28 protein-coding genes are annotated in these 24,484 nt (G+C 71.8%); 11 read left to right on the top strand and 17 right to left on the bottom strand.

Annotated features, from left to right (window positions below):
* Nucleotides 1-7 precede the first annotated feature (7 nt).
* From FYC51_RS09480 to FYC51_RS09470, 3 genes are read left to right on the top strand one after another with little or no spacing between them, the layout of a single operon-like run.
* The gene (locus tag FYC51_RS09480) at nt 8-499 is read left to right on the top strand and encodes an NUDIX hydrolase (RefSeq protein WP_148733315.1); all 492 of its coding nucleotides are present in this window, start codon (nt 8-10) and stop codon (nt 497-499) included.
* 13 nt (nt 500-512) lie between these two features.
* Entirely contained in the window at nt 513-755 is a 243-nt protein-coding gene (locus tag FYC51_RS09475; RefSeq protein ID WP_148733314.1) for a hypothetical protein, read from the top strand.
* Nucleotides 752-1,186, top strand: a complete 435-nt coding sequence (locus FYC51_RS09470) for a ribosomal maturation YjgA family protein (protein ID WP_148733313.1) — start codon at nt 752-754, stop codon at nt 1,184-1,186. The genes FYC51_RS09475 and FYC51_RS09470 overlap by 4 nt, the downstream gene beginning before the upstream one ends.
* Before the next feature lie 21 nt (nt 1,187-1,207).
* On the opposite strand, the gene FYC51_RS09465 is transcribed toward FYC51_RS09470, so the two are convergent.
* The 14 genes from FYC51_RS09465 to FYC51_RS09405 all read right to left on the bottom strand — a co-directional run bounded on the left by FYC51_RS09465 (nt 1,208) and on the right by FYC51_RS09405 (nt 11,391).
* The gene (locus FYC51_RS09465) at nt 1,208-1,873 is read right to left on the bottom strand and encodes a VIT1/CCC1 transporter family protein (RefSeq protein WP_148733312.1); all 666 of its coding nucleotides are present in this window, start codon (nt 1,871-1,873) and stop codon (nt 1,208-1,210) included.
* A gap of 6 nt (nt 1,874-1,879) precedes the next feature.
* On the bottom strand, nt 1,880-2,434 hold the full coding sequence (locus FYC51_RS09460) for a hypothetical protein (protein WP_148733311.1): 555 nt from the start codon (nt 2,432-2,434) through the stop codon (nt 1,880-1,882).
* Nucleotides 2,431-2,850: a pilus assembly protein CpaE gene (locus FYC51_RS09455; protein ID WP_148733310.1), complete on the bottom strand. Its 420-nt coding sequence runs from the start codon at nt 2,848-2,850 to the stop codon at nt 2,431-2,433. Before FYC51_RS09455 ends, FYC51_RS09460 begins: the two co-directional genes overlap by 4 nt.
* Nucleotides 2,851-2,922: 72 nt before the next feature.
* On the bottom strand, nt 2,923-4,080 hold the full coding sequence (locus FYC51_RS09450; protein WP_238476284.1) for an alcohol dehydrogenase catalytic domain-containing protein: 1,158 nt from the start codon (nt 4,078-4,080) through the stop codon (nt 2,923-2,925).
* 8 nt (nt 4,081-4,088) lie between these two features.
* A complete protein-coding gene (locus FYC51_RS19215; RefSeq protein WP_187432563.1) occupies nt 4,089-4,247 on the bottom strand; it encodes a hypothetical protein in 159 nt (52 codons plus the stop codon).
* Nucleotides 4,248-4,455: 208 nt separating this feature from the next.
* Nucleotides 4,456-4,647, bottom strand: a complete 192-nt coding sequence (locus tag FYC51_RS09445) for a hypothetical protein (protein ID WP_148733309.1) — start codon at nt 4,645-4,647, stop codon at nt 4,456-4,458.
* The gene (locus tag FYC51_RS09440) at nt 4,644-5,576 is read right to left on the bottom strand and encodes an SDR family NAD(P)-dependent oxidoreductase (protein WP_148733308.1); all 933 of its coding nucleotides are present in this window, start codon (nt 5,574-5,576) and stop codon (nt 4,644-4,646) included. The genes FYC51_RS09445 and FYC51_RS09440 overlap by 4 nt, the downstream gene beginning before the upstream one ends.
* On the bottom strand, nt 5,573-5,905 hold the full coding sequence (locus tag FYC51_RS09435; protein WP_148733307.1) for a chorismate mutase: 333 nt from the start codon (nt 5,903-5,905) through the stop codon (nt 5,573-5,575). The genes FYC51_RS09440 and FYC51_RS09435 overlap by 4 nt, the downstream gene beginning before the upstream one ends.
* Nucleotides 5,906-5,935: 30 nt before the next feature.
* Entirely contained in the window at nt 5,936-7,255 is a 1,320-nt protein-coding gene (locus FYC51_RS09430) for an FtsX-like permease family protein (RefSeq protein ID WP_148733306.1), read from the bottom strand.
* Nucleotides 7,252-7,944, bottom strand: coding sequence for an ABC transporter ATP-binding protein (locus FYC51_RS09425; protein ID WP_148733305.1), 693 nt, complete (start codon nt 7,942-7,944; stop codon nt 7,252-7,254). Before FYC51_RS09425 ends, FYC51_RS09430 begins: the two co-directional genes overlap by 4 nt.
* Nucleotides 7,945-8,088: 144 nt before the next feature.
* On the bottom strand, nt 8,089-8,850 hold the full coding sequence (locus FYC51_RS09420; RefSeq protein WP_148733304.1) for a hypothetical protein: 762 nt from the start codon (nt 8,848-8,850) through the stop codon (nt 8,089-8,091).
* Nucleotides 8,847-9,752: an ABC transporter ATP-binding protein gene (locus FYC51_RS09415; protein WP_148733303.1), complete on the bottom strand. Its 906-nt coding sequence runs from the start codon at nt 9,750-9,752 to the stop codon at nt 8,847-8,849. The genes FYC51_RS09420 and FYC51_RS09415 overlap by 4 nt, the downstream gene beginning before the upstream one ends.
* A complete protein-coding gene (locus tag FYC51_RS09410) occupies nt 9,749-10,108 on the bottom strand; it encodes a GntR family transcriptional regulator (protein WP_148734222.1) in 360 nt (119 codons plus the stop codon). Before FYC51_RS09410 ends, FYC51_RS09415 begins: the two co-directional genes overlap by 4 nt.
* A gap of 275 nt (nt 10,109-10,383) precedes the next feature.
* Entirely contained in the window at nt 10,384-11,391 is a 1,008-nt protein-coding gene (locus FYC51_RS09405) for a DMT family transporter (RefSeq protein WP_238476283.1), read from the bottom strand.
* A 218-nt stretch (nt 11,392-11,609) separates the two neighbouring features.
* Between FYC51_RS09405 and FYC51_RS09400 the strand changes: the two genes are divergently transcribed.
* From FYC51_RS09400 to FYC51_RS09385, 4 genes are all read left to right on the top strand, one after another.
* On the top strand, nt 11,610-13,898 hold the full coding sequence (locus tag FYC51_RS09400; protein ID WP_148733302.1) for a CHAT domain-containing protein: 2,289 nt from the start codon (nt 11,610-11,612) through the stop codon (nt 13,896-13,898).
* Nucleotides 13,899-14,016: 118 nt separating this feature from the next.
* Nucleotides 14,017-16,182 (top strand): RNA polymerase recycling motor ATPase HelR, encoded by a 2,166-nt coding sequence (gene helR, locus FYC51_RS09395; RefSeq protein ID WP_148733301.1) that lies wholly within the window; start codon nt 14,017-14,019, stop codon nt 16,180-16,182.
* Nucleotides 16,183-16,237: 55 nt separating this feature from the next.
* The gene (gene lpdA, locus FYC51_RS09390; protein ID WP_148733300.1) at nt 16,238-17,638 is read left to right on the top strand and encodes a dihydrolipoyl dehydrogenase; all 1,401 of its coding nucleotides are present in this window, start codon (nt 16,238-16,240) and stop codon (nt 17,636-17,638) included.
* Nucleotides 17,639-17,653: 15 nt separating this feature from the next.
* Entirely contained in the window at nt 17,654-17,854 is a 201-nt protein-coding gene (locus FYC51_RS09385) for a hypothetical protein (RefSeq protein ID WP_148733299.1), read from the top strand.
* A gap of 27 nt (nt 17,855-17,881) precedes the next feature.
* Here the strand turns inward: FYC51_RS09385 and FYC51_RS09380 are convergent, their stop codons facing one another.
* The 3 genes from FYC51_RS09380 to FYC51_RS09370 all read right to left on the bottom strand — a co-directional run bounded on the left by FYC51_RS09380 (nt 17,882) and on the right by FYC51_RS09370 (nt 20,434).
* Nucleotides 17,882-18,301, bottom strand: coding sequence for a nuclear transport factor 2 family protein (locus FYC51_RS09380; protein ID WP_148733298.1), 420 nt, complete (start codon nt 18,299-18,301; stop codon nt 17,882-17,884).
* A gap of 151 nt (nt 18,302-18,452) precedes the next feature.
* Nucleotides 18,453-20,066 (bottom strand): solute symporter family protein, encoded by a 1,614-nt coding sequence (locus FYC51_RS09375; RefSeq protein ID WP_148733297.1) that lies wholly within the window; start codon nt 20,064-20,066, stop codon nt 18,453-18,455.
* Nucleotides 20,066-20,434 carry a DUF485 domain-containing protein gene (locus tag FYC51_RS09370; protein WP_148733296.1) on the bottom strand — a complete coding sequence of 123 codons (369 nt, stop codon included), beginning with the start codon at nt 20,432-20,434 and terminating at the stop codon, nt 20,066-20,068. Before FYC51_RS09370 ends, FYC51_RS09375 begins: the two co-directional genes overlap by 1 nt.
* Nucleotides 20,435-20,636: 202 nt before the next feature.
* Here FYC51_RS09370 and FYC51_RS09365 point away from each other — a divergent pair, with 202 nt between their 5' ends.
* Genes FYC51_RS09365 through FYC51_RS09350 form a run of 4 tightly spaced genes read left to right on the top strand, consistent with a single transcriptional unit; the run spans nt 20,637 to nt 24,482 of the window.
* The gene (locus FYC51_RS09365; protein WP_148733295.1) at nt 20,637-21,884 is read left to right on the top strand and encodes a sensor histidine kinase; all 1,248 of its coding nucleotides are present in this window, start codon (nt 20,637-20,639) and stop codon (nt 21,882-21,884) included.
* On the top strand, nt 21,881-22,624 hold the full coding sequence (locus FYC51_RS09360; RefSeq protein WP_148733294.1) for a LytR/AlgR family response regulator transcription factor: 744 nt from the start codon (nt 21,881-21,883) through the stop codon (nt 22,622-22,624). Before FYC51_RS09365 ends, FYC51_RS09360 begins: the two co-directional genes overlap by 4 nt.
* Entirely contained in the window at nt 22,621-23,004 is a 384-nt protein-coding gene (locus FYC51_RS09355; RefSeq protein WP_148733293.1) for a DUF485 domain-containing protein, read from the top strand. The genes FYC51_RS09360 and FYC51_RS09355 overlap by 4 nt, the downstream gene beginning before the upstream one ends.
* Entirely contained in the window at nt 23,001-24,482 is a 1,482-nt protein-coding gene (locus FYC51_RS09350) for a sodium/solute symporter (RefSeq protein WP_148733292.1), read from the top strand. The genes FYC51_RS09355 and FYC51_RS09350 overlap by 4 nt, the downstream gene beginning before the upstream one ends.
* The last annotated feature ends 2 nt before the right edge of the window (nt 24,483-24,484 follow it).

Here is a 24,484-nt window from a genome sequence, read left to right as displayed (position 1 = left end):
TCCGGCGATGAGCGACGAGCGGCAGCACTACACGGCGGGCTACGCCGCGGAGCACGGCCGGTTCACCGTCATCCCGGCGGCCTACGTGTTCCTGCTCGACGGCGGCCGCGTGCTGCTGCAGCTGCGTGCCGGCACCGGGTACTACGACGGCTGGTGGGGCGCCTCCGCGGCCGGTCACGTCGAGGCGGGCGAGTCGGTGTTCGACGGGCTCATCCGCGAGGCGGCCGAGGAGATCGGCGTCGGCATCGCGCCCGACGCGCTCACGCCGCTCACCACCATGCACCGCACCGGATCCTCGGCCGCGATCGACCAGCGCGTCGACTTCTTCTTCGCGTGCCGGGCGTGGACGGGCGAGCCGCGCCTGCTCGAGCCGAAGGCCGACGAGGTGCGCTGGTTCGACCTCGACGACCTGCCCGAGAACGTCGTGCATCACGAGCGCTTCGTGCTCGACGGCATGGTCGCGGGCAAGCTGCCGGTGATCACGGCGTTCGGGTTCTGAGGAGGCCCGCGTCATGGAAGCGGTGATCACCACCCTCGTCGTGCTGTTCGTGGTAGCGCTCGTCGTCGGCATGACCGTCCGCGCGGTTCGTGCTCCGCGCGGGCAGCGCCTGCGCGCCGCGTTCGGGCCCATCATGGGTGCCGGCGAGACCTACCAGGAGCTGCACACGGGCCAGAAGGGCCTGCAGGACACGGTCATCGAGTCGATCCAGGAGTCGGAGGTGCGCCCGTCGCGCACCGACGGTGACGACCGGTGAGCCGTCCCGCAGCGACGGTACCTGCGGTCGCATCGCCGCGCGCGATGCGGGTGCGCGCCGTCGTCGGCGCGCTCGCCTGCCTCGGTCTGGGCCTCGGGCTGCAGTTGCTCGATCGGTCGTCCGTCGTCGACCTGCTCGGCAGCGTGCTCTACGTGATGCTCGTGGGCCTGCTGGCGCTGCTGATGCGTCCGTCGCTGCGCGCGGTGACGGTCGCTGCGATCGCGCTCGCGTTCGCGACGCTGGTCGAGCTCCTGCAGCTCACCGCGATCCACGCCGCGGTCGTCGAGGCCGTCCCGATGGCCGGACTGGTGCTCGGCAACGCGTTCGACCCGATGGACCTCCTGGCGTACCTCGTCGGGGCCGTGGTGCTGGTGCCGATCGTCGCCGTGATCCGGCGCCCCGGGAACGCGGCGGGAGCGCGCGACGCCTGACACGGAATACCGACGCCCGACTCAGAAGACGATGACGCCCGCGAGGTAGCTGAGGGCCATGGTCACCGCTCCGATGGTGATGGTGCGCGCGAGCGCCCGCGGCACCGACGTGCGTGCGGAGATCGCGATCAGCACGCTCGTGATCGCCAGCGAGATCAACACGGCGACGAAGACCGCCCAGCTCTCCCACGCCGCCGGGTAGGCGAGCAGGATGCCGAGCGGGAGCGCGGAGCCGGCGGCGAAGGCCAGCGCCGTGGCGAACGCCCCCAGGTACTGCTCCGCCGGGCCGGTCGGTCCGGTGATGCCGTGCTCGGTCTCGAGCTGGGCGGCGAGCGCGTCGTGCGCGAACATCTGCTCGGCGGTCGAACGGGCGAGCCCGGGTTCGACGCCGCGCTCCTCGAAGTGCGCGGTGAGCTCGGCGAGCTCGTCGGAGGAGTCCTCGTGCAGGTCCTTCGTCTCGGCGGCGATCACCGCCCGCTCGGCGTCGCGTTCGGCGGCGAGCTCGGCGTACTTCGAGCCGAAGCCGGCGGCGGATCCCGCGACGAGCGCCGAGATCGAGGCGACGAGCAGCGTCGAGCTCGATGCTCCGGCGCCGGCGAAGCCCTGCAGCACACCGGCGGTGCCGATGATGCCGTCGGTCGCCGCGACCGCGAGCCCCCGGAATCCCGGCGATCGGTACCAGCCCATCTCAGGTCACGTCCCCTCGGGCGGATGCACGAGCAGGTCGACCCGGTCGCGCAGGTAGGCGTCGAGCGGCGTGAGGGCGTCGGGCTGCGCCGGGCTCCAGCGCACGCGCACCTCGCTCTCGCGCACGACGAGCGGGCCGGATGCCCCGACGCGTCCGAGCTCGTCGAGGTCCACGGCCGGCGCGTCGAAGTCCACGGTCTCGCCCTCGGGGATCCCGCCCTTCACCGCGGCCGCCCGCCACGCGCGCTGCTGCACGACCGCCTCCGCGGTGATGCTCTTGCGGGCGGCGCGTTCGGCGCGCACCACGTGCCCCGTCGCGTACGCGCGACCGGTCTCGTCGAGGAGGAGCACGCCGAGTCGCCACACCGGCCCGATCGGGGTCATGCGGGCGGCGCGGGGCATCCCGAGCACGCGTCGGGCGGGAGCGAGCTCCGCGAGCGTCTCGTGGCGGGCTCCTCCGTCGCGCAGGGCCGCGGCGGCCTCGAGCAGCAGCTCGCGGGCGCGAGCGACGGCGCCCGCGGCATCCGGTGCCGGGTCGGGCGGGCGCGCGGCATCCGTCATCGCGACCGGCCGATGAGCTCGAGCAGGGCCATGCCGTAGGCCTCGGCGACCTCGGGGTGCTCGAAGCGCCGTCGCTCGCCGCCGAGCTCCACGTCGACCGCGAACGTGTCGTCGAGGCGGGTGAGCGAGCGGAACGTGGCGCGCAGGAGCTCGCGGAGCTGGTCCTCGCGGGGCAGCCACACCGCGTCGACGAGCGCGACCGAGTCGAGCGCCCACTCGGTGGTGCCGTTGAAGGCGAGGATCGTGCCCGTGGGGTAGCGGCGCGCCTCGATGGTCATCTCGCTCACGGTGAAGACGTCGGCCTCGACCTCGGGCTCGACATGCTCGGGCAGGTCGAGCTGGAACCGGTCGCCCGACTCGGGGTGCCACACGAGCCCCGCGTCGCGCAGCTCCCGCGCCAGCTCCCTCGAGATCATCCCCCCATGCTGCCGTGAACCGGCCCCCGCGTCACGCCGGACACGGCCTCCGCACCGGCTGCGCCGCCCGACTCAGACGGGCCGACGACCGGGCGCCACGCCCACGCGCACGAACTCGCCCGTCGCCGCCTCGGCGATCGCGTCGTCGACCTCGGCGAGCGGATGCGTCGCACCCACGAGCTCGTCGAACGGCACGTTGCGCCACGACCGCTCGAGGAACGCGACCGCCCGGCGCAGCTGCGCGCCCGTGTAGTCGTGCACCGCCGAGATCGTCACGAGGCGGCGCGTGAGCGACGCCGGGTCGAGGCACACCTCGGATCCGGGCGGCACGTTGCCGACGAGCAACGCGACACCGCCCACGCCGAGCGCGCCGACCGCGGTGTGCACCGACTGCGGGATGCCGGTCGTCTCGACGGCGACGAGCACCTCGGGCACGTCGCGCGCCTCCAGGGCCGCGAGCGCGGTCGCGAGGCGTTCGGGCGACGGCGGACGTGCGGCCGGGTCCGCCGTCAGGGCGCCGAACCCGCGGGCGAATGCCCGCCGCGCGGCATCCGGGTCGGACACGATCACCTGGGCGCCCGCCTCGATCGCCATCGCCGCGGCGGTGAGGCCGACCAGTCCGGCGCCGGTCACGAGCACCCCGGTGCTCGCGAGGTCGACCCGGGCGGATGCCGCGTCGAGCGCCGCGACTGCGGTCGCCGTCGCGCACGAGGCCGGCGCGAGCACCCGGCTCGGCACCTCCTCGCTCACCCGCACGACCTCGGTTCCGGCGCGGAGCTGCACGTGCGTGGCGAACCCGCCCGAGAGCTCCCAGCCGCGGTGCACGCGCTCGTGGCCGTACTTCGCGAGCGACCGGCACCGCTGCGGCAGGCCCCTCAGGCACCGGTCGCACTCGCCGCAGCTCACGGTGACCGACCACACGACGCGGTCGCCGAGTTCGAGCGGCACGCCGTCGGACCGCACCGCCCCCTCGCCGATCGCGACGACGCGACCGACCTGCTCGTGTCCGAGCACGAGGGGCGTGGTGACCTGTCGCTCGCCGCGCACCATGCGCACGTCGGACTCGCAGATCGTGGCGAGCTCGACCTCGACGAGCGCCTCCCCCGGCGAGAGCCGCACTCCCGGCGCCGCGATGGCGTCGTGCGGGCGGCCGGGCTCGTTCCAGACCATGGCGACGGGCGAGGGCTTCACGATGACGTCGAGGGCGCCGACGCGCTGGACGGTGTGCACTCCGGCGCCTAGCGACGCGGGGTCGATCGGGCGGTGCCGGCGCGACGGCCGGTGCTCGCGGCGGCCTGAGACCCGAGCCCGAGCGCGTCGACGAGCAGGTCGATGTCGTGCTCGTCGACGTCGTCGATGACGTCGAACAGGTCCACGATGGTGCTGTGCCTGGACATGCAGGGCCCTCCTCACGACGACCCGCCATCGGGGCCGCTCCGCCACGCGGTGCGACCGCCCGCGATACCTTGCCTCGACGCTAGGGAGCGGTCGCCAACGACACTCGAAGCGGGGGTTGCGCGCAGGTGAACGACGCGCGGCGGTGGTGGCGCCGGCGCGGCGCACGGAGCGTGGTCGGGCCGCGCGATCCGGGCCGTCGGGCCACCGTCAGCCGCGGGCCCGAGCCGGTCCCATCGCGGCGCCGAGGCCGATGACGAGGATGCCCGCGAAGAGGAGGCCCCAGCGCGCGGTGAGCATCCCGATGAGCCCGAGCACCGCGCCGACCACCACGACGATGCGCGCCAGCACGAGCCGCGTGCGCGGCGAGAGGCGACGGCGCTTCTGCGGCTCGAGCGTCATGACGCCTCGCCGTCCGGCACCGGGAACGGGCGACCCGTCGTCTGCTCGGCGAACGCCCACACCCGGGCGCCGATCACCGGGTCGGATGACGCCCGGGTCGGCCGCTGCAGGGTCGGGACGCCGTGCGTCAGGTAGCGCGGACCCCAGAACTGCCCGCCCTCGACCTCCGGCGCGGTCAGCGCGTGCAGCGGCACCTCGGCGCCGCGGTGCTTGCCCTGCGACCACGGCGACTGCAGCGCGTCGGCGAACCGCTTGCCCCGGCTCGGCTCGTTGACCCCGGGCACCGTCGGCGTGCTGCCCGAGATCGAGTAGCCCGGATGCGCCACCACGCTCGCGACCGGCACGGACGCCGCCCGGAGCCGCCGGTCGAGCTCGAACCCCAGCGACTGCGACGCGATCTTCGACTGCGCGTAGGCGCGCCAACTGTCGTACCCGCGCTCGAGTTGCAGGTCGTCGACGCGGAACGTCGAGAGCTTCGTCGACAGCGACCCGAGCCACACGATCCGGGCGCCGGGGACGAGGTGCGGCAGCAGGCGTCCGAGCAGCGCGAAGTGGCCGAGCACGTTCGTCGCGAGCACGAGCTCGTTGCCGTCGACCGACTCCCGCCGCTGCTCCGGCGTGTGCACCATGCCCGCGTTGGCGACGACGCCGTCGAGCGGCCCCTCCGCGAGCAGCCGCTCGGCGCCGGCGTCGACCGACGCGAGCGACGACTGGTCGATGACGAGCGCCTCGACGGATGCCGCGGGCCGGGCGCCGAGGATCGCCGCCGTCGCGGCATCCAACCGCTCGCGGCTGCGCCCGGTCACCACGACGTGCGCGCCCGCCGCCGCGAGCCGCGCCGCGGTGAAGAACCCGAGCCCCCGGTTCGCGCCCGTGACGAGATAGCGGCGGCCCGCCTGGGGAGGCAGGGGGAACGGGTACCGGGTCACAGGCCGTCGCCGGGGCCGCCGTTGCCGGCGAGCTCCTCGTGGTGCTGGATGACCTCGGCGACCACGAAGTTGAACCACTTCTCGGCGAACGCCGGGTCGAGGTGCGCGTCGACGGCGAGCGCCCGGAGGCGGGCGATCTGCCGCTTCTCGCGCTCGGGGTCGCTCGGCGGAAGCCCGTGCTCGGCCTTCAGCCGGCCGACCTGCTGCGTGAACTTGAACCGCTCGGCGAGCAGGTGGATGAGGGCCGCGTCGATGTTGTCGATGCTCGAGCGGATGCCGAGCAGCTCGCTCATCGCCGCATCCCGTTCGTCGATGGACCCGTCAGTCATGCTTCGACCCTACCCGCGGGTCGGCGTCCCTCAAGCGGCGATGGCGGCCCGATCGAGCACCGGACGCGTCGCGAGGAGTCCGAGCCACACGATGCCGATCCCGGCCGCGAGCACGGCGGCGATGACCAGCAGCGACGCGGGTGCGACGATGAGCGACACCCCCGTGAGCGGCAGCATCACGATCGCGGCCGTGACCGCGGAGCCGATCGCGGTGATGCGCAGCGGCGACATGACCGCACGGCGGCGCGCGGCATCCATGGTGCCCGTCGGCATGCCGAGCATGCCGAGGCTGCGGTACAGGTCGCCGCGGTCGAGGATGCCGGCCGCCTGGTTGACGCCCACGGAGCACGCGACCATGAGGAAGGAGCCCACCACGGTGATGACGATGCCGGTGCGGATGTCGGCGAGCAGCAGGTCCGATTCGGCATCGGCCGACGTGCCCATGGCCTCGAGCACCGCGACCCCCGTGCCCGCGAACACCGCCATGAAGCTCGTCATCGCGACGCCGCCGACCTGCCGCCATGCGGCCTTCGGGGACTCCAGCACCGAACGGGCCGCGATGAGCCGGGCGGGCGTCTTCGCACGCCGCGCCTGGCCCTTCGCGACGAGCCGGATGACCCACGGTCCGATGAGGTTGAGCACGGCGAGCGATCCGCCGAAGGCGAGCGCGAGCATCCCGAGGATGACGAGCACCGACGGCGCGACCTGCAGTACCGACATGATGCCGAACGCCAGCGCGACCACGCCCAGCCCCACCACGAGGCGCAGCCAGTGCATACGTGGCGCCTCCTGGCGGGTGCGCACCCCGAGCGGCGAGATGACGACCTGGCGCAGCCCGAGCACGGCGCTCGCCGCGGCGAGCGCGCCGATCGCGAACGGCACCGCCACGAGCGCCCACCACGGCAGCAGCACCCCGGATGCCCCGAGCGGCTCGCCGCGGAAGTGGATGAGCCCGAGCAGCGGCACGCCGGCGAGGTACACGGCGACGCCGAGCACGGCGCCGACGAGGGCGAGCACGACCGATTCCAGCACCGCGAGCGCGGACACCGTCGCCGGCGTCGCGCCGAGCAGCCGGAGCGTGGCGAGCCGGTCGTCGCGGCGGCGGGCGCTGAGCCGCGCGGCCGCTCCCCCGAGCGACACGAGCGGCACCACGAGCAGCGCGAGGGCGATGACGGCGAGCGCCTGGTAGAGCACCCCGTCGTCGTCCTGCCAGGTCCAGAACGTCTGCGCGCCCCCGAGCACCGTGAGCAGCAGCGCCGTCACGATGGCGAAGGCGGTGACGGGCAGCACGGATGCCGCGGCGCCCGCCGATCCCGGGCGGGCCAGCAGCAGCGCGATGCGGGCGATCATGCGGCCACCCGCTCGCCGACGATCCGGCCGTCGCGCATGTCGACGATCCGCGAGCAGCGAGCGGCCACCTCGGCGTCGTGCGTGACGAGCACGAGCGTGCGTCCCTGGCCGGTCGTCGAGTCGAGCAGCGCCGTCATCACGTCGGCCGACGTGGCCGAGTCGAGGGCGCCCGTCGGCTCGTCGGCGAAGACGACGGCGGCGCCGGTCACCTGCGCCCGCGCGATCGCCACGCGCTGCGCCTGGCCCCCCGAGAGCTGGCCGATACGCCGATCCTCCATGCCGGCGAGGCCGAGGGCGGCGAGCCAGCCGCGCGCGTACTCCTCGGCGCGGGCGCGCGGCATCCCGTTGAGCATGAGTGCGAGCGCGACGTTCTCGACCGCGGTGAGCTCCGGGATGAGGAGCCCCTGCTGGAAGACGAACCCGAACGCCTCCCGGCGCAGTCGGGAACGCTCGCGCTCGCCGAGCCCCGTGACCGCCACCCGTCCGGTGCCGGCCCGGAAGCCGACGGTCCCGGCATCCGGACGGGTGATCCCCGCGAGGCAGTGCAGCAGCGTCGTCTTGCCCGAACCCGACGCGCCCATGATGGCGAGCGACTCGCCCGTGCGCACCGACAGGTCGACGCCCGCGAGCGCGCGTGCCGACCCGAACGACCTGCTGAGGCCTGCTGCCTCGATCACGTAGGAACTCATGCCCTCGAGCCTGCCCCGCGGTGACGCACGGCGCGTCGGGCCGGAGGCTGATCTCGCGCGGCATCCGTCATCCTGGGGAATGACGTGGCGGCGCGGCATCCGAGCCCCCGCCGGATGCCGCGCCGCGGCCTGTGCGCGCCTCGATCAGCGCGGCGTGGCCCGCCGGATCACCAGGTAGCCCGCCACGGCGCAGACCGCCGCCAGGCTGAGCAGGACCGTGAAGACGCCCACGATGCCGATGTTGCCGAACCAGTCGAACACGGCCGGCCAGGATTCGGTGAAGGTCAGGCCCGCGATCAGGGCGAGCACGACCGCGATGGCCCCGAACAGCAGGATCATCATGCCCTTCATGCGCCAGCGCATGAACACCGTGGTGATGCTCGCACCGATGAACAGCACGAGCAGCTGCAGCGAGAAGGTCGTGTAGAAGTCGACGAGCCAGCCGTTCTGCCCGTACCAGAGGGCGTCGAACATGCCCGCCCCGATCCACCAGCCGCCGGTCAGGATCTCGAGCTGCACGAGCGTCGCGATCGCCGCCGCCATCTCGATCGAGACGAAGAGGAACATCGCCGCGGTGCCGAGCCAGTAGTCGCGGCGGGTCGCGCCGAAGCCGAGGGCGAAGGGGAACGTGTACGCCACGGCCTGCACGCCGACGACGATCAGGTACCACTGCGGCGAGAGCACGGCCCAGGAGTAGCGGAAGCCGTCCTCGGCGTCGGAGATGCCGGCGCCGCGGAGGATGAGCGCGATGACCATGGTCACGGCCCACGCACCGCCGAGGATGATCCACGGCACGCCGAAGAAGATCGACGGGTTCACCGTGTGCAGGCGCACGATGCGCCAGATCTCGTGCGGGCGGAAGCGCGACGCGGTCTCGGTCACGGGTTCCATGACGACGGCGGTCATGCTGCGGCCTCCTGTTCGGTCGAGCCGGCGAGGTCGGCGCCGGTGAGGTGGACGATGAGCTGCTGGAGCGAGACGGGCGCGAGCTCGAGGCCGAGCTCGGCGGCGCGGAGGCGCTCGGCCTGGTCGAGTCGGCCGTCGATCGTGACGGACGCGAGGCCGCCGAGCGACTCGCGGCCGATCACCGGGCGGTCGGCGACGAACCCCTCGACGACGCCCCGCGCACCGGCGATCGTGGTGGCGGAGCCGCGCACCTCGTCGGCGTCGCGGTCGAGCAGGATCCGGCCCTGGTCGATGAGGATCACGTGCTCGAGGAGGTTCGCGACCTCGTCGATCAGGTGCGTCGACAGCACGACCGTGCGCGGGTGCTCGGCGTAGTCCTCGAGGAGGCGGTCGTAGAAGATGTGGCGGGCCACCGCGTCGAGGCCGAGGTACGGCTCGTCGAAGAACGTGAGCGGCGCGCGCGACGCGAGGCCGACGATGACGCCGACCGCCGAGAGCTGGCCGCGCGAGAGCTTCTTCACGCGACGCTTCACCGGGAGCCGGAAGTCGGCCACGAGCCGCTCGGCGTACTCCGGGTCCCAGTTCTCGAAGAACCAGGGCGCCGCCTTGAAGACGTGCGCCGGGGTGAAGTCCTCGGGGTACCGCTGCGCCTCGGCGATGAAGCACATCCGGCGCAGCACGTCGGAGTGCTCGGCGGGGGTGCGGCCGAAGACCTCGAGCTCGCCCTCGTTCGCGAAGATCTGCCCGGTGAGCAGCTGCATGATCGTGGTCTTGCCCGCGCCGTTGCGGCCGAGCAGGCCGTAGATGCGGTGCTCCTCGATCGCGAGGTCGACGGCGTCGAGCGCCGTGAACGTGCCGTAGCGCTTGGTGAGTCCGCTGGCGCGGACCACGGTGCGGGTCATGACTGGATCCTTTCGGCGCGGAGGAGTCCCGCGAGTTCGTCGATGTCGATGCCGAGCTTCTCGGCCTCGACGATGAGGGGTCGGATGTACTGGGCGGCGAATTCGGCCCGGCGACGTTCGATCAGCCGTTCGCGGGCGCCGACGGTCACGAACATGCCGATCCCCCGTCGCTTCTCCACGATTCCGTCGTCGACAAGGCGATTCACCCCTTTCAGTGCGGTGGCCGGGTTGACCCGGAGGAACGCGGCGAACTCGTTCGTCGACGGGATCTGGCTGCCCTCGGCCAGCGACCCCGCGATGATGTCGTTCTCGACCTGCTCGGCGATCTGGATGAAGATCGGTCGCGATTCGTCCATTCCGGCCCATCTGGTGCGGGTGGTGCGTGGTGCGCTGAACCTCGTTGGTTCATTACTTGTGTAACTAACCAACCATCCCAGCGCGGAGTTGTCAAGGCCCGGCCGGTGATCGAGTAGCGCCGCGCGAAGAACGACCCCCGACCATTGAGCGGCATTGCGCCACTGTGCCGCGCTCTGCGCCAGTTGGAGGGTGCGGAAGGCGCCGAAGTGGCGCAACGCAGGGGGCCGGGCGTGTGAGCAGGTCGCCGGGTCAGGCGGCGCGGCATCCGCTCGATCTAGGCAGCAGGCGCAGCGGATGCCGCGGCGCGCCGCCGCCCGAGCCGCAGGCGCCCCTGCGCGAACAGGATGCCCACGAGCACCAATGCGCCGCCGACGGGCTCGTGCCAGGAGAGCTGCTCGCCGAGCAGCAGGATGCCGAGGCCGACGCCCACGACGGGCGTGACGTAGGTCACCGTCGAGACGTTCGTCGGGCCCCAGGCGCGCAGCACGTTGATGTTCCAGATGTAGGCGAGACCGGTGCCGAGCACGCCGAGGGCGAGGAGGGACGAGACGATCGCCCAGTCGAGCTCCACCGGCTCGAGCGCGAGCCACGGTGTGAGCGCGAGCATGACGACCGCCGAGACGCCGATCGAGAGGAAGGCGAAGGTCGCCGGGGCGATCGGCCGCTGGCTGAGGAACTTCCGCTGGTACCCGAAGGTGAACCCGTAGCAGAGCGTCGCGACCAGGCAGGCGAGCTGCCCCGCGAGGCTGCCCGTGAAGCCGGCGATCTGCCACGGCCCGATCACGACGAGCACGCCGATGATGCCGAGCCCGACGCCGAACCAGCGGCTGCCCGAGAGTCGCTCGACACGGAACACGAGCGTCGCCATCAGCGCCGTCATGATCGGCGTGGTCGCGTTGTAGATCGACGCGAGGCTCGACGACACGTACTGCTCGGCCCACGCGAAGCACAGGTACGGGATGACGCAGGTCGTCACCGACACGACGAGGAAGTGCCCCCACACGACGGGCTCCCTGGGCAGCACGGGGCCCTGCCGGCCGTCGGGGGCGGTGACCCGCGGCCGCGTCACGAGCACGATGAGGCCGAGCGCGATCGCGCCCAGCAGGGTGCGCGACCAGGCCACCTGGCCGAACGAGACGCCCTCGAGGGCGACCTTCATGAACAGGAAGCTCGCACCCCAGATGACGCCCATCGCGAGGAACTGCAGCCACGCCGAGACCGCCCCCGGTCGGCCGACGGATGCCGCGGGCGGGGCTTCGACGGTAGTCGTGCGTTCGCTCACCGGTCGAGGCTACGTCGCCCGCCGGTGCCACCGTCACCGTTCCGGGGGTGCTTGTCCGGAATCCGCCGAAGAACGGCAGGGCGTGAGCCGCGTCGGATCAGGGATCGGTGGTGCTCGGCCTTCGGTGCGCTCCCTGATGTCCCGGGCTGGACGCCCGAGTAGCCTGCTGGTGGAAGCCTTCGGGGCCGTCCTGGCCCGGGCGCCGGGGGTGACGCCCAATGAGCACGATCATCGAGTTGCAGATCGGCGCCGGCGATGAGCCGGGCACCTATACCGCACGCGTCCTCCGATCGGCCGGCGTCGGCGCTGAGTCCGCCGAGTTCCGGCTCGACGTCGAGCGGCTGATCGCCGGCCTCCCGGTCATCCAGGCAACCGTGATCGCCTCGGCTCTGCCGGAACACGTGCTCGGCGCGGAAGACTTCGAGATCCACCACATCGGGCGCCAACTCTTCGACACGGTCTTCACCGGAAGCGTACTGACCGCGTATCGAGCGAGCGCCGCAGTGGCGAAGGCGAAGAGCGAAAGCCTCCAGGTCCGCCTGCGACTCACCGACCCACGACTCGCTGCACTCCCCTGGGAGTCGTTGTACGACTCGTCTGCAGATGCGTACCTCTGTCGCAAGGAACCGTTCATCCGCCAGTACCCGAGGCCGGACACGCTCGACGTCCTGCAGGTGGACCCGCCGTTGCGCGTCCTCGCCATGGTCGCCACGCCGCGGAATCTCCAGCCGATCGACGTGAAGTCGGAACAGCTCCTTCTCCGCTCCTCACTCGGTTCTCATATCGCCGATGGCAGGATCCAGCTCGAATGGCTGAACGAGGTCACGTGGACCAACGTGCACGACAAGCTGCTCTCGGCACCATGGCACGTGCTGCACTTCATCGGCCACGGTTCATACGATCCCTCGACCGAAGAGGGCCTGCTCGCCTTCGTCGGCCACGACGGGGACGCTCACAACATCAGCGCGCGGCGCTTGGCCGACCTCCTCGACCAAGCGGAACCGACACCTCGGCTCGTCGTGATCAATTCCTGCATGTCGGGTGCGGGAGGCAGGACCAATCTGTTCTCCGGCACGGCTGCAGCGCTCGTGCACAGCGGCATCAATGCCGTCGCGGCCATGCAGTTCGCCATCAGCGACCCGGCCGCACTGGCCTTCTCGCATGGGTTCTATACGGCGCTCGCCTACGGTCGCCGCATCGACGAAGCCGTCGTGAGCGGCCGGATCGGGATCCTCGGCCTGGGCGAGGACACACTCGAATGGGTGACGCCGGTCCTCTGCCTCCGTGGGGACGAGACACGGCTGTTCGACGTGTCGGGGCCGCCGGCCCCCGTGGAGCCCGGCACACGCCTGGACACTGAGCCACGCGACGTGCCGCAGGCGGCCGTAGAACGAGCATGGTCGGCGACCAGCGACGTTCCCGGCGCTGACAGAATGCTCAATGCGATGTTGACCGCGGGGTATCAAGACCTCATCAGGCTGCGCGATGCTCGAGGGGTCCATGAGCCGCCGCCTCCGCCGCCCACCGTCGTCAGCCCGGCGTACCCCTCGGGGAAGCCGCCGCCCGCAGATGCGCCCCCGCCCCCGCCCCAGCCGAAGCCGAGTGGACCACCGACCGAATCCGAGGACGCTCGTCGTCGAAGGATCATCACGATCCTGCTCATCGGCGTCCTCGTCGCGGTCGTCGTTGCAGCTGTCATCCTGATCGCCCTGTCTCTCGGAAACGGAGAGCGCCGTTCCCTCCCGGCCGACCTCTCGGTGGCTGGGGACTCCGGGCTGGCGTCGGTGCACGTCCGCTGCGAGGACGGGCAGCACCTCCACCTCTCCGCGACCGACGACGTGCAGGACGGCGGCTCTTCGGGAGCGTCGGCGACCCCCGACGGCATGAGCGGGGTGCTCATGGCTGACGATCCAATCCCGAGCGCGAACCACTTGGCACTCATCGGCAGGTTGGGTGGAACGACGTTCGTCGTCGGGACCGCGCTTTCGCTCGCGTGTCCGGCCGCGGGCGACCTCGAACTCGGCGTCAACGACGGCGAGCCCGCCGGGAACACGGGCGAGTTCACGGTGTCGATTCAGGATGTCACCGGCGACCCAGGGGTCGTACCCGATGCACTCACGCCCACGACCGTCAAGGTGGAGCCGAAGTCACCGTGGACGAGCACGCCGGTCGTCTGCGAGGCAGGTGCGATCTATCGGGTGCATGCGACCGGCACCATGTCGTGGGGGAATCCGGCGGAGACGACCGTCGATGCGGACGGGGTCGAGCAGGGAAGTGATGACCCCGGATCGGATCCCTCGAGAAGCCTCGAGGGTCTCGAGGACGAGGAACGGGGCATGCTCGTGGGTGCTCTCGACGCGCAGCCGCCGTACACGCCGCTCGGCGTCGACGCCCAGTTCACCTGCGACCGGGCAGGGCAGTTGCACCTTGGCGCGAACGACCTCGATTTCGACGACAACGACGGAGGGTTCGTCGTGACCCTGACTCGCGTCGCGGCGGGACCATGACCGATGACCGGTCAGCCCCTCCAGTTCCAGATTACCGCAGGGAGGGGGCCTTGCCGCAAGGCCCGGGTCGTGGGGGATGATGGTCGGTCTGCCGAACCCCCGGATCGGAGCCGTCGTCGTGAATCCCCTGACCACCAGCGTGTTCGACCTGCCCGAACGCCTCGCGCAGAAGGCTGACCCCGAGCTCATCGCCACCGACGAGGCGCACTTCGACGCCGTCGCCGAGTGCCTCGATCGATCGATCGCCGACGTCTCCGATCGCCTCGACGTCGTGCGGCGCGAAGGCGGGGGCGACGGCGACGGACAGGCAGCGCTCGACCGCGACCTCGAGGTGCACCGGCTCACCGGTCGGTTGCGCGTCCTCCGTCGCTTCGGGCTCGACCTGTGCCTCGGGCGCGTCGTGCACGCCGACGATCCCGAGCCCGTCTACATCGGGCGCAACGGCCTCGCCGACGAGACGGGCCGTCGGCTGCTCGTCGACTGGCGCTCCCCCGCCGCCGAACCGTTCTTCGCGGCCACGCACGGCGACCCGATGGGCCTCACCAGCCGTCGGAGGTACCGCTGGACCCGCGGGCGGATCAGCGACTACTGGGACGAGGTGTTCACGGCCGAGGGGCTCGAGCACCACGCCGCGCTCGACGACCAGTCCGCGTTCATCGCGAGCCTCGGCAGCAGCCGGTCGGACCGGATGCGCGACGTGCTCGCCACCATCCAGGCCGACCAGGACGCGATCATCCGCGCCGGGTCCCGCGGCGCGCTCGTCGTCGACGGCGGCCCCGGCACGGGCAAGACCGTCGTCGCCCTGCACCGCGCCGCCTACCTGCTCTACGCCGACCCCCGACTCGGCCACCGCCGCGGCGGCGTGCTCGTCGTCGGCCCGCACCAGCCCTACCTCGACTACGTGGCCGACGTGCTCCCGGGGCTCGGCGAGGAGGGCGTGCAGACGTGCACGCTGCACGACCTCGTGCCCGAGGGGGCAGCGGCCCTGCCCGAGGCCGACGCCCGCGCGGCCACGCTCAAGGCCTCCGCCCGGCTCGTGCAAGCCGTCGAGGCGGCGGTCACGTACTACGAACGACCGCCGAGCGGCGACCTCACCATCGACACGCCGTGGGCCGACGTCGACGTGGACCCCGAGGACTGGGCGGAGGCGTTCGAGGCCCCCGAGCCCGGCACGCCGCACAACGAGGCGCGCGACGAGGTCTGGGAGGACCTGCTGCGGATCCTGTGCGACAAGCACGACGACGTGTCGCCGCACCTCCTGCGCCGGGCCCTGGCGCAGAGCGAGGAACTGACCGGCACGTTCCGCCGGGCCTGGCCGGTGCTCGACCCGGCGGGCGTCGTCGCCGACCTGTGGTCGGTGCCGGCGTACCTGCGGCGATGCGCGCCATGGCTCGCCGCCGACGATGTCGCGGCACTGCAGCGTGCGAACGCCCGGGCGTGGACGATCGCCGACCTGCACTACCTCGACGCCGCCCGGCGCCGGATCGGCGACCCCGAGGCATCCCGTCGCCGCCGTCTGCGCGAAGCGGCCCTCGCCGACGAGCGCGAGCAGCGCGAGCTGGTGCTCGAGCACCTCATCGCGGCCGACGACTCCGAGATGGCCGTCATGTCGATGCTGCGCGGCCAGGACGTGCGGAACACGCTCGTCGACGAGGCCGCCCTGCCGACGGTCGATCCCGACCTGCTCGCCGGCCCGTTCGCGCACGTCATCGTCGACGAGGCCCAGGAGCTGACGGATGCGGAGTGGTCGATGCTCCTCGCGCGGTCGCCGTCGCGCAGCTTCACGATCGTCGGGGACCGCGCCCAGGCCCGGCACGGGTTCACGGCGTCGTGGCGGGAGCGGCTCGAGCGGATCGGCCTCGACCGCATCGACGTCGCGACGCTGAACATCAACTACCGCACGCCGACCGAGGTCATGGAAGAGGCCGAACCCGTCATCCGGGCGGTGCTCCCCGACGCCAACGTGCCCACGTCGATCCGCAGCACCGGCGTGCCCGTGACCCACGGCGCCGTCTCGGAGCTCGGCGCGACGCTCGACACGTGGCTCGCCGAGCACGCCGAGGGCATCGCCTGCGTCATCGCCTCGCCCGCGATCGAGGCCGACCGGCTCCCCGCGACGACGCGTGTGCGATCGCTGACGCCCGAGCTCGCGAAGGGGCTCGAGTTCGACCTGGTCGTGCTCATCGACCCCAAGCGATTCGGAACGGGCATCGAGGGCGCGGTCGACCGCTACGTCGCGATGACCCGGGCGACTCAGCGGCTCGTCGTCCTGACGAGCACCTGAGGACCTCCTGAGGCGCACATGACGCGACGGCACCGACGGTCCTAGGCTCTTGCGCATGACCGAACAGTTCGATGTCGTCGTCCTCGGCGCGGGTCCTGGCGGCTACGTGGCCGCGATCCGCGCCGCCCAACTCGGCCTGAAGGTGGCCGTCGTCGAGGAGCGGTACTGGGGCGGGGTCTGCCTCAACGTGGGCTGCATCCCCTCGAAGGCCCTCCTGCGCAACGCCGAGCTCGCCCACATCTTCCACGCCCAGGCCGCGACGTTCGGCATCTCGGGCGACGTGCACTTCGACTTCGGCGTCGCGTTCGACCGCAGCCGCCAGGTCTCGGAGAAGCACGTCAAGGGCGTGCACTTCCTGATGAAGAAGAACGGGATCACCGAGTTCGACGGCCGGGGCTCCTTCCGCGACGCGAACACGCTCGACGTGACCAGGGCCGACGGCACGGTCGAGTCGATCTCCTTCCGGAACGCGATCATCGCGACCGGCTCGCAGGTGCGGCTCCTGCCCGGCGTGCAGCTCTCGCAGAACGTCGTCACCTACGAGACGCAGATCCTGACGCGCGACCTGCCGCGCTCGATCGCGATCGTCGGCGCCGGCGCGATCGGCATGGAGTTCGCGTACGTGCTGCGCAACTACGGCGTCGAGGTCACGGTCATCGAGTTCCTCGACCGCGCCCTGCCCAACGAGGACGTCGAGGTCTCGAAGGAGATCACCCGGCAGTACCGCAACCTCGGCATCCCGATCCTCGCCTCGACGAAGGTGGAGACGGTCGTCGACAACGGGGCATCCGTCACCGTCTCGTACACCGGCGCCGACGGGCAGCCCGGCTCGCTCGAGGTCGACAAGGCGCTCATCTCGGTCGGCTTCGCCCCGAACGTCGAGGGCTTCGGGCTCGAGAACGCGGGCGTGCAGCTCACCGATCGCGGCGCGATCGCCATCGACGAGCGGATGCGCACCAACGTGCCGCACATCTACGCGATCGGCGACGTCACCGCCAAGCTCATGCTCGCCCACGTCGCCGAGGCGCAGGGCGTGGTCGCGGCCGAGACCATCGGCGACGCCGAGACCATGGAACTCGGCGACTACCGGATGATGCCGCGCGCGACCTTCTGCTCGCCGCAGGTCGCCAGCTTCGGCCTCACCGAGCAGCAGGCCCGCGACGAGGGCTACGACGTGGTCGTCGCGAAGTTCCCGTTCACCGCGAACGGCAAGGCGAACGGCCTCGGCGACCCGGTGGGCTTCGTGAAGCTCGTCGCCGACAAGCAGCACCTCGAGCTCGTCGGGGGCCACCTCATCGGCCCCGACGTCTCGGAGCTGCTGCCCGAGCTCACGCTGGCCCAGAAGTGGGACCTCGGGGCGCTCGAGCTCGCGCGCAACGTGCACACCCACCCGACGCTGTCGGAGGCGCTGCAGGAGGCGTTCCACGGCCTCACCGGCCACATGATCAACATGTAGGAGGGCGAGCACGAGATGAACGGGTTCCTGATCGGCCTCGGCGCCCTGATAATCGTGGTCGGCGGGGTCTGGACGCTGCAGGGCGTCGGCGTGCTCTCCGACTCGGTGATGAGCGGCGTGGCCCTGTGGGCGATCCTCGGGCCGATCGTCGCGCTCGTCGGCGTCGCACTGCTCGTCTGGGGGATCGCGCGTGGGCGACGCCGAGCTGGCGGCTAGCGGCCCTCCGGCGGATTCGCGGCCCGCTCAGCCGGTCGTCGGGAACGGGTCGTAGCAGTCGTACGCCTCCACCCGCCGGATCCGGTCGCCTTCGATACCGAAGCTGATCACGCTGTTCGAGTGCAACCGGGTGCCGACGGGCACCGAGCCGAGCGACTGCGCCACCCGGCCGTGCCAGTCGACCTGCACGACGACGTCGTCCCCCGACGCGACGACCCGTCGCACGTCGTAGCGCTGCTCGTCGATGATGCCCGCGCCGGCCGCGCTCGCCGCGAGGATCTCCGCCAGTCCGCGGCGACCGCCCTGCGGGTTCATGAGGCTGGGGTGGTCGACCTGCTCGACGTCGGGATGGAGGAACTCGAGGAGCGCATCGCCGTGCGTTCCGGACTCGATGGACCGGATGAACCGCTGGACGAGGTCGAGCTGCGGCGAGGTCGTTCCACTCATGGGCTCAACCTACCCACGCCGACGCACAGGGTGAAGGGGGCGGATGCTCGCGGCATCCGCCCCCTTCACTGCTATCCACGCGGCACGGGCAGGCGTTCCCGCCGCGTCGATGGCTGCCCGGCGGCCGGTCCCCCGACCACCGCCGGAACCCCTAGTGGCTCACCGCCTTCTCGGCGCCGATGCCGGTGAGCGAGCGCACCTCCATCTCGGACTGCTTCTTCGGATCCTCGGTCGTCTTGTCGAGCACGCTCACGATCCAGCCGAGGAGGAAGGCCAGCGGGATCGAGACGATGCCCGGGTTCGACAGCGGGAACCAGGCGAAGTCGATGGCCTCGGTCTTCAGCATCGACGTCTCGGAGCCCGAGACCACCGGCGAGAAGACGATCAGCACGATCGCCGAGATGAGGCCGCCGTACATGCTCCAGAGGGCGCCCTTCGTGGTGAAGCGCTTCCAGAAGAGCGAGTACACGATGGTCGGCAGGTTGGCGGATGCCGCGACGGCGAACGCGAGGGCCACGAGGAACGCGACGTTCTGGCCGTTGGCGCCGATGCCGCCGATGATCGCGACGATGCCGATGATGACCACCGTGCGGCGGGCCACCTTGACCTCGGCGCCCGGCTCGGGCTTGCCCTTCTTCACGACCGACGCGTAGATGTCGTGCGCGAACGAGGCGGCCGCGGTGATCGTGAGGCCGGCCACGACCGCGAGGATCGTCGCGAACGCGATCGCCGAGATCAGGCCGAGCAGCAGCGGTCCGCCGAGCGAGAACGCGAGCAGCGGAGCGGCCGAGTTCGGGCCGCCGGGCGCCGCGGCGATGACCGCCGGGCCGACGAGGGCCGCCGCGCCGTAGCCGAGCACGAGCGTGAACACGTAGAAGATGCCGATGAGCCAGATCGCCCAGACGACCGACTTGCGCGCCTCCTTGGCCGTGGGAACGGTGTAGAACCGCATGAGCACGTGCGGCAGGGCCGCGGTGCCGAGCACGAGGGCGAGGCCCAGCGAGAGGAAGTCGACCTTCGAGACATCCGACACGCCGTACTTCAGGCCCGGGTCGAGGATCGCGGGGTTCTCGGCCACGGCGACGGCCTTGTCGAGCAGCGCCGAGAAGTCGAACCCGTTGAGCGCGAGCACCCAAACGGTCATCACCCCGGCGCCCGCGATGAGCAGCACCGCCTTGATGATCTGCACCCACGTGGTGCCCTTCATGCCGCCGATCAGCACGTAGAGGATCATGAGCGCGCCGACCACGGTGATGACGAGAGCCTGTCCCACTTGGTCGCCCACGCCGAGCAGCAGCGACACGAGGCCGCCGGCGCCCGCCATCTGGGCGAGGAGGTAGAAGAAGCAGACGACGAGCGTCGTGGTGGCCGCCGCGATGCGCACCGGTCGCTGCTTGAGGCGGAACGACAGCACGTCGGCCATCGTGAACTTGCCGGTGTTGCGCAGGAGCTCCGCGACGAGCAGGAGCGCGACGAGCCACGCGACGAGGAAGCCGATCGAGTAGAGGAACCCGTCGTAGCCCGTCATGGCGATGGCGCCGACGATGCCGAGGAACGAGGCCGCCGACAGGTAGTCGCCCGCGATCGCCGAGCCGTTCTGGCCGCCGGTGAACGAGCGTCCAGCGGCGTAGTAGTCGGCCGCGGTCTTGTTGTTCCGGCTGGCGCGGAACACGATGACCATCGTGACGGCGACGAACGCGCCGAAGATGGCGATGTTGAGCCAGGGCTCGCCGGGCGAGGTGCTCGCCGCTTCGAAGTGCAGCATCAGCGCGCCTCCTCGTTCTCGAACGCGCCGGTCTCGATCTCGTCGCGGATCTCCTCCGCGAGCGGGTCGAGCCGCTTGTTCGCGTAGTGGACGTACCACATGGTCACGGCGAACGTCGTGACGACCTGGGCGAGGCCGAGGATCATCGCGACGTTCACGCTGCCGAACACGCGGGTCGACATGAAGTCGTGGGCGTAGCTCGCGAGCAGCACGTAGGCGAAGTACCAGGCGAGGCAGGCGCCCAGGACCGGGAAGACGAAGCTCCGATGCGTGCGCCGGAGCCGTTGGAACTCGGGTGATGCTTGGACCGCGCCGTAGTCGACCTCTGCGAGGGTCGTGCTGGTGGCGCTCGGGGCCTCGTTGCCCATGGCGTCTCTCCTTCGAGGGGGGATCGGCGAGGCCGACGGCCGCGCCGCTGCGTCGAGTTCGTCCCTGAGGACTCGGCAGTGCGACCATGCTTCCCCTCGGCTCGGAGCGCTTGGGGCGGTCGCCGCTCGTCGTCGCTGAGCGGCGTCCACGGTGCGACGAACGGCGGATCGGCGACGACGAACGACGGCTACGCTGGCGTGCATGCCCGAGTCGATGCTGCTCGCCGCTGCCGCCGGCGTCGTCGCCGGGGCACTCGCGGTCGGCGTGGTCATCCTCCTCCGGCGCATCGTGGTCGCGTCGAAGGACCTCGGCACCGACGTCGAGCAGGCGACCTACCAGACGCTGCACCTCGCGAGCCGGGCGGCGAAGCACCTCCGCGGGGGCATCGCCGAGGGCGACGCGGTCAAGGCCGGGCGGCACCTGCGCGCCCTGCTCGGCTGCGAGACGCTCGCGCTCGTCGGTCCGGCGGGCGACGTGACGGTCGAGGGCGACGACGCCGTGCGCGCCGTCGCGGGCCGGCTCGCCGCCGAGGCGCGCGCGTCGGGGCGTCCGCAGGTGCAACGACGCATCGGGCTCGGCGAGCGCGAGACGGATGCCGTCGCCGCCCCGATCCTCGCGAGCGGCGTGCCGGCCGGGGCGATCGTCGCCTTCGCGCCCCGCGTCCGGGCCGGGCTCGTGCGCGCGACGGGCGAGGTGGCGGACTGGGTCGCGGCGCAGGTCGAGCTCGGCGAGCTCGACGCCTCGCGCGCCGCCCTGGCCGAGGCCGAGGTGCGTGCACTCCGGGCGCAGATCAGCCCGCACTTCATCTACAACTCGCTCAACGCGATCGCGTCGTTCATCAACACCGACCCCGCGAAGGCGCGCGAGCTCGTGCTCGAGTTCGCGGACTTCACCCGGTACTCGTTCCGCCGGCACGGCGACTTCACCACGGTCGCCGAGGAGCTGCGCTCGATCGACAGCTACCTGAAGCTCGAACGGGCGCGATTCGGCGACCGCCTCACGGTCACGCTGCAGATCGCGCCCGAGGTGCTCTCGACGGTCGTGCCGTTCCTGTCGATCCAGCCGCTCGTCGAGAACGCCGTGCGGCACGGGCTCGAGGGCAAGGAGGGCGGTGGCCGCATCACGATCGAGGCGTCCGACCAGGGCGCCTTCGCCGAGATCAGCGTCGAGGACGACGGCGTCGGCATCGACCCCGCGGTGCTCGAACGCGCGCTCGCGGGCGGCGCTCCGGGCGAGCACGTGGGCCTGCGCAACGTCGACGCCCGCCTCCGGCAGGTGTACGGCGACGAGCACGGGCTCGTCGTCGAGACCAACGTGGGCGCGGGCACGCTCGTGCGGATGCGCGTGCCGAAGTCCCAGCCCGGTCGCGTCGCGGCATCCGCCGGCCCCGACCGGCTCGCAGCAACCCCCGATCGCCCCCGCGACGCCGATGGGAGACTGGAACCGTGATCTCCGTGCTCATCGCCGACGACGAGCAGCCCGCGATCGACGAGCTGGCGTTCCTGCTCGGGCAGGACCCGCGCATCGGGGTCATCCACCAGGCCGCGTCGGGCGCCGAGGCGATCCGGCTGCTCACGCGCGAGCCCGTCGACGCTGCCTTCCTCGACATCCACATGCCGGGACTCAACGGCTTCGACCTCGCCCGGGCCATGCAGCGGTTCGAGCGCCGGCCGGCGCTGGTGTTCGTGACCGCGGACGAGGAGGGCGCGCTCGAGGCCTTCGACCTCGCGGCCGTCGACTACCTGCTGAAGCCCGTGCGCACCGAGCGACTGCAGCGCTCGATCACCCGCATCGTCGAGGCGCTGAAGGCGCAGGCGACGCCGGCGACGGATGCCGCGGCATCCGCCCAGCCCGAGATGATCGCCGTCACGCTCGGCGGCACGACCCGCATGATCCGCCGCGACGAGGTGCGGTACGTGCAGGCCCAGGGCGACTACGCCCGCCTGCACACCGAGGAGGCGAGCTACCTCGTGCGCGTGCCGATGTCGGACCTCGAGCGGCAGTGGTCCGACACGTTCGTGCGGATCCACCGGTCGTACCTCGTGGCGATCCCGCACCTCGCGCGCATCCGGCTCGGCGGCGACCATCCGAGCGTGACCGTCGGCGCGGCCGAGCTGCCCGTGAGCCGGCGCCTGCTGCCCGCCCTGCGGGAGCGGCTCGAGTCGGCGACGATCCGGCCGCGGCCATGAGCGACGAGGAGCCGCCACCCCGGGTCCGCGTGACCGCGCCGCACGCCGGGTCGGCCGCGGCATCCGCCCGGCCCATGCCGCACCACGGCGCGGAGGCGCCGACGAGCGACATCGCGGGGGTCTACGCGCGCTCGCTGATCCGGTCGCAGCTGCGCCTCGGGATCGTGTTCGCCGTGGGCTTCGTCGTCGCCACCGCCCTCTTCGTGCTCGGCATCGCGTTCGTGCCGCAGTTCGACGAGACGTTCGTGTTCGGCGTGCCGCTGTCGTGGCTGCTGCTCGGCGCGGGCGTCTACCCGCTCGCCATCACGGTCGGCGGGCTCTACGTGCGCGCGGCGTCGCGCAACGAGGCGCGCTACCGGTCGCTCACGGAGGACGAGTGAACGCCGCGATCGGCTACATCTCGATCGCGGCCGTGGCGGTCGCGTCGGCGCTCATCGGGTTCTACGGCCTGCGGGTCTCGCGCACGACGAGCGACTTCTACGTGGCGAGCCGCACGGTGCGCCCGTGGTGGAACGCCTCGGCGATCGGCGGCGAGTACCTCTCGGCGGCGTCGTTCCTCGGCATCGCCGGACTCATCCTGCTCACGGGGTCGTCGGCGCTCTGGTTCCCGATCGGCTACACGGCGGGGTACCTGATGCTGCTGCTGTTCGTGGCCGCGCCGCTGCGACGCTCGGGCGCGTACACGATCCCCGACTTCACCGAGGCGCGTCTCGAGTCGGTGTGGGCGCGACGCGTCACGAGCACGCTCGTCATCGTCATCGGCTGGTTCTACATCGTGCCGCAGCTGCAGGGCGCGGCCCTCACGGTGCGGATCACGACGGGCCTGCCCGCCTGGGCCGGCTCGCTGGCTGTCGCCGTGATCGTCGCCGTCGTCGTGGCGGCGGGCGGCATGCGCTCGATCACGTTCGTGCAGGCGTTCCAGTTCTGGTTGAAGCTGACGGCGCTCGCGATCCCGGTCGTCGCGCTGCTCCTCCTCGTCGGCGACGTGCAGCCCGTCCTGCCCCCGGTCGAGGCCTTCCCTGCGAGCGCGGGCCCGGGCGACCTCGACGTGTACCGAACGGTGTCGCTCATGGTGGCGCTGCTGCTCGGCACGCTCGGACTCCCCCACGTGCTCGTGCGGTTCTACACGAACCCCGACGGCGTCGCGGCCCGGCGCACGACGGTCATCGTGCTCGTGCTGCTCTCGGTGTTCTACCTGTTCCCCACCGCGTTCGGGCTGCTCGGCCGCGCGTTCGCGCCCGACCTCGCCGCCTCGGGCGACGCCGACGCGCTCATCCTGCTGCTGCCCGACCGGCTCATCGCCGGGCCGCTCGGCGACGTGCTCACGGCGCTCGTCATCGCGGGCGCGTTCGCGGCGTTCCTCTCCACGTCGTCGGGCCTCGTGGTGTCGCTCGCCGGCGTGATCAGCCAGGACCTGCTCGGCGGCAGCGTGCGCGGCTTCCGCATCGCGGCGGTGCTCTCGTCGTTCGTGCCGCTCGTCGTCGCGCTCGCGACCGAGTCGACGGGGCTCGCCGGCAGCGTGGGCCTCGTCTTCGCGTTCACGGCCTCGACGCTGTGCCCCGTGCTCCTGCTCGGCATCTGGTGGCGCGGGCTCACGGCCCGCGGCGCGATCGCCGGGATGCTCACCGGCGCCGTGCTCTCGGGGGTCGCGATCCTGGGCGGCGCGCTCGTCTCGTCGTGGCTGCCCGCACTGCGCCCGTTCCTCGAGCAGCCGGCGGCCTGGACCGTGCCGATCGCGGTCCTCGTGACCGTGCTCGTCTCACGTGGTGATCGCCGCGGCATCCCTCGCGGCACCGACCGCTTCCTCACCCGGCTGCACGTTCCCGAGCCCGCACGGCATCACGGCCGCGACGGCTGAGC

Source organism: Agromyces mariniharenae (assembly GCF_008122505.1).
Classification (GTDB): Bacteria; Actinomycetota; Actinomycetes; order Actinomycetales; family Microbacteriaceae; genus Agromyces; species Agromyces mariniharenae.
Note: the sequence above shows the minus strand (reverse complement) of the source record. Positions and strands in the feature narration are given on the sequence as shown.

Bases quoted from the DNA above. Each gene is read 5' to 3' on its own strand.
- FYC51_RS19215 (WP_187432563.1), bottom strand. From the start codon at position 4,247: ATGTCCAGGCACAGCACCATCGTGGACCTGTTCGACGTCATCGACGAC.
- FYC51_RS09355 (WP_148733293.1), top strand. From the start codon at position 22,621: ATGAGCGACGAGGAGCCGCCACCCCGGGTCCGCGTGACCGCGCCGCAC.
- FYC51_RS09435 (WP_148733307.1), bottom strand. From the start codon at position 5,905: ATGACTGACGGGTCCATCGACGAACGGGATGCGGCGATGAGCGAGCTG.
- FYC51_RS09430 (WP_148733306.1), bottom strand. From the start codon at position 7,255: ATGATCGCCCGCATCGCGCTGCTGCTGGCCCGCCCGGGATCGGCGGGC.
- FYC51_RS09370 (WP_148733296.1), bottom strand. From the start codon at position 20,434: ATGGGCAACGAGGCCCCGAGCGCCACCAGCACGACCCTCGCAGAGGTC.
- FYC51_RS09380 (WP_148733298.1), bottom strand. From the start codon at position 18,301: ATGAGTGGAACGACCTCGCCGCAGCTCGACCTCGTCCAGCGGTTCATC.
- FYC51_RS09460 (WP_148733311.1), bottom strand. From the start codon at position 2,434: ATGACGGATGCCGCGCGCCCGCCCGACCCGGCACCGGATGCCGCGGGC.
- FYC51_RS09375 (WP_148733297.1), bottom strand. From the start codon at position 20,066: ATGCTGCACTTCGAAGCGGCGAGCACCTCGCCCGGCGAGCCCTGGCTC.
- FYC51_RS09365 (WP_148733295.1), top strand. From the start codon at position 20,637: ATGCCCGAGTCGATGCTGCTCGCCGCTGCCGCCGGCGTCGTCGCCGGG.
- FYC51_RS09480 (WP_148733315.1), top strand. From the start codon at position 8: ATGAGCGACGAGCGGCAGCACTACACGGCGGGCTACGCCGCGGAGCAC.
- FYC51_RS09385 (WP_148733299.1), top strand. From the start codon at position 17,654: ATGAACGGGTTCCTGATCGGCCTCGGCGCCCTGATAATCGTGGTCGGC.
- FYC51_RS09400 (WP_148733302.1), top strand. From the start codon at position 11,610: ATGAGCACGATCATCGAGTTGCAGATCGGCGCCGGCGATGAGCCGGGC.
- FYC51_RS09425 (WP_148733305.1), bottom strand. From the start codon at position 7,944: ATGAGTTCCTACGTGATCGAGGCAGCAGGCCTCAGCAGGTCGTTCGGG.
- FYC51_RS09445 (WP_148733309.1), bottom strand. From the start codon at position 4,647: ATGACGCTCGAGCCGCAGAAGCGCCGTCGCCTCTCGCCGCGCACGCGG.
- lpdA (WP_148733300.1), top strand. From the start codon at position 16,238: ATGACCGAACAGTTCGATGTCGTCGTCCTCGGCGCGGGTCCTGGCGGC.
- FYC51_RS09475 (WP_148733314.1), top strand. From the start codon at position 513: ATGGAAGCGGTGATCACCACCCTCGTCGTGCTGTTCGTGGTAGCGCTC.
- FYC51_RS09465 (WP_148733312.1), bottom strand. From the start codon at position 1,873: ATGGGCTGGTACCGATCGCCGGGATTCCGGGGGCTCGCGGTCGCGGCG.
- FYC51_RS09420 (WP_148733304.1), bottom strand. From the start codon at position 8,850: ATGACCGCCGTCGTCATGGAACCCGTGACCGAGACCGCGTCGCGCTTC.
- FYC51_RS09455 (WP_148733310.1), bottom strand. From the start codon at position 2,850: ATGATCTCGAGGGAGCTGGCGCGGGAGCTGCGCGACGCGGGGCTCGTG.
- FYC51_RS09410 (WP_148734222.1), bottom strand. From the start codon at position 10,108: ATGGACGAATCGCGACCGATCTTCATCCAGATCGCCGAGCAGGTCGAG.
- FYC51_RS09415 (WP_148733303.1), bottom strand. From the start codon at position 9,752: ATGACCCGCACCGTGGTCCGCGCCAGCGGACTCACCAAGCGCTACGGC.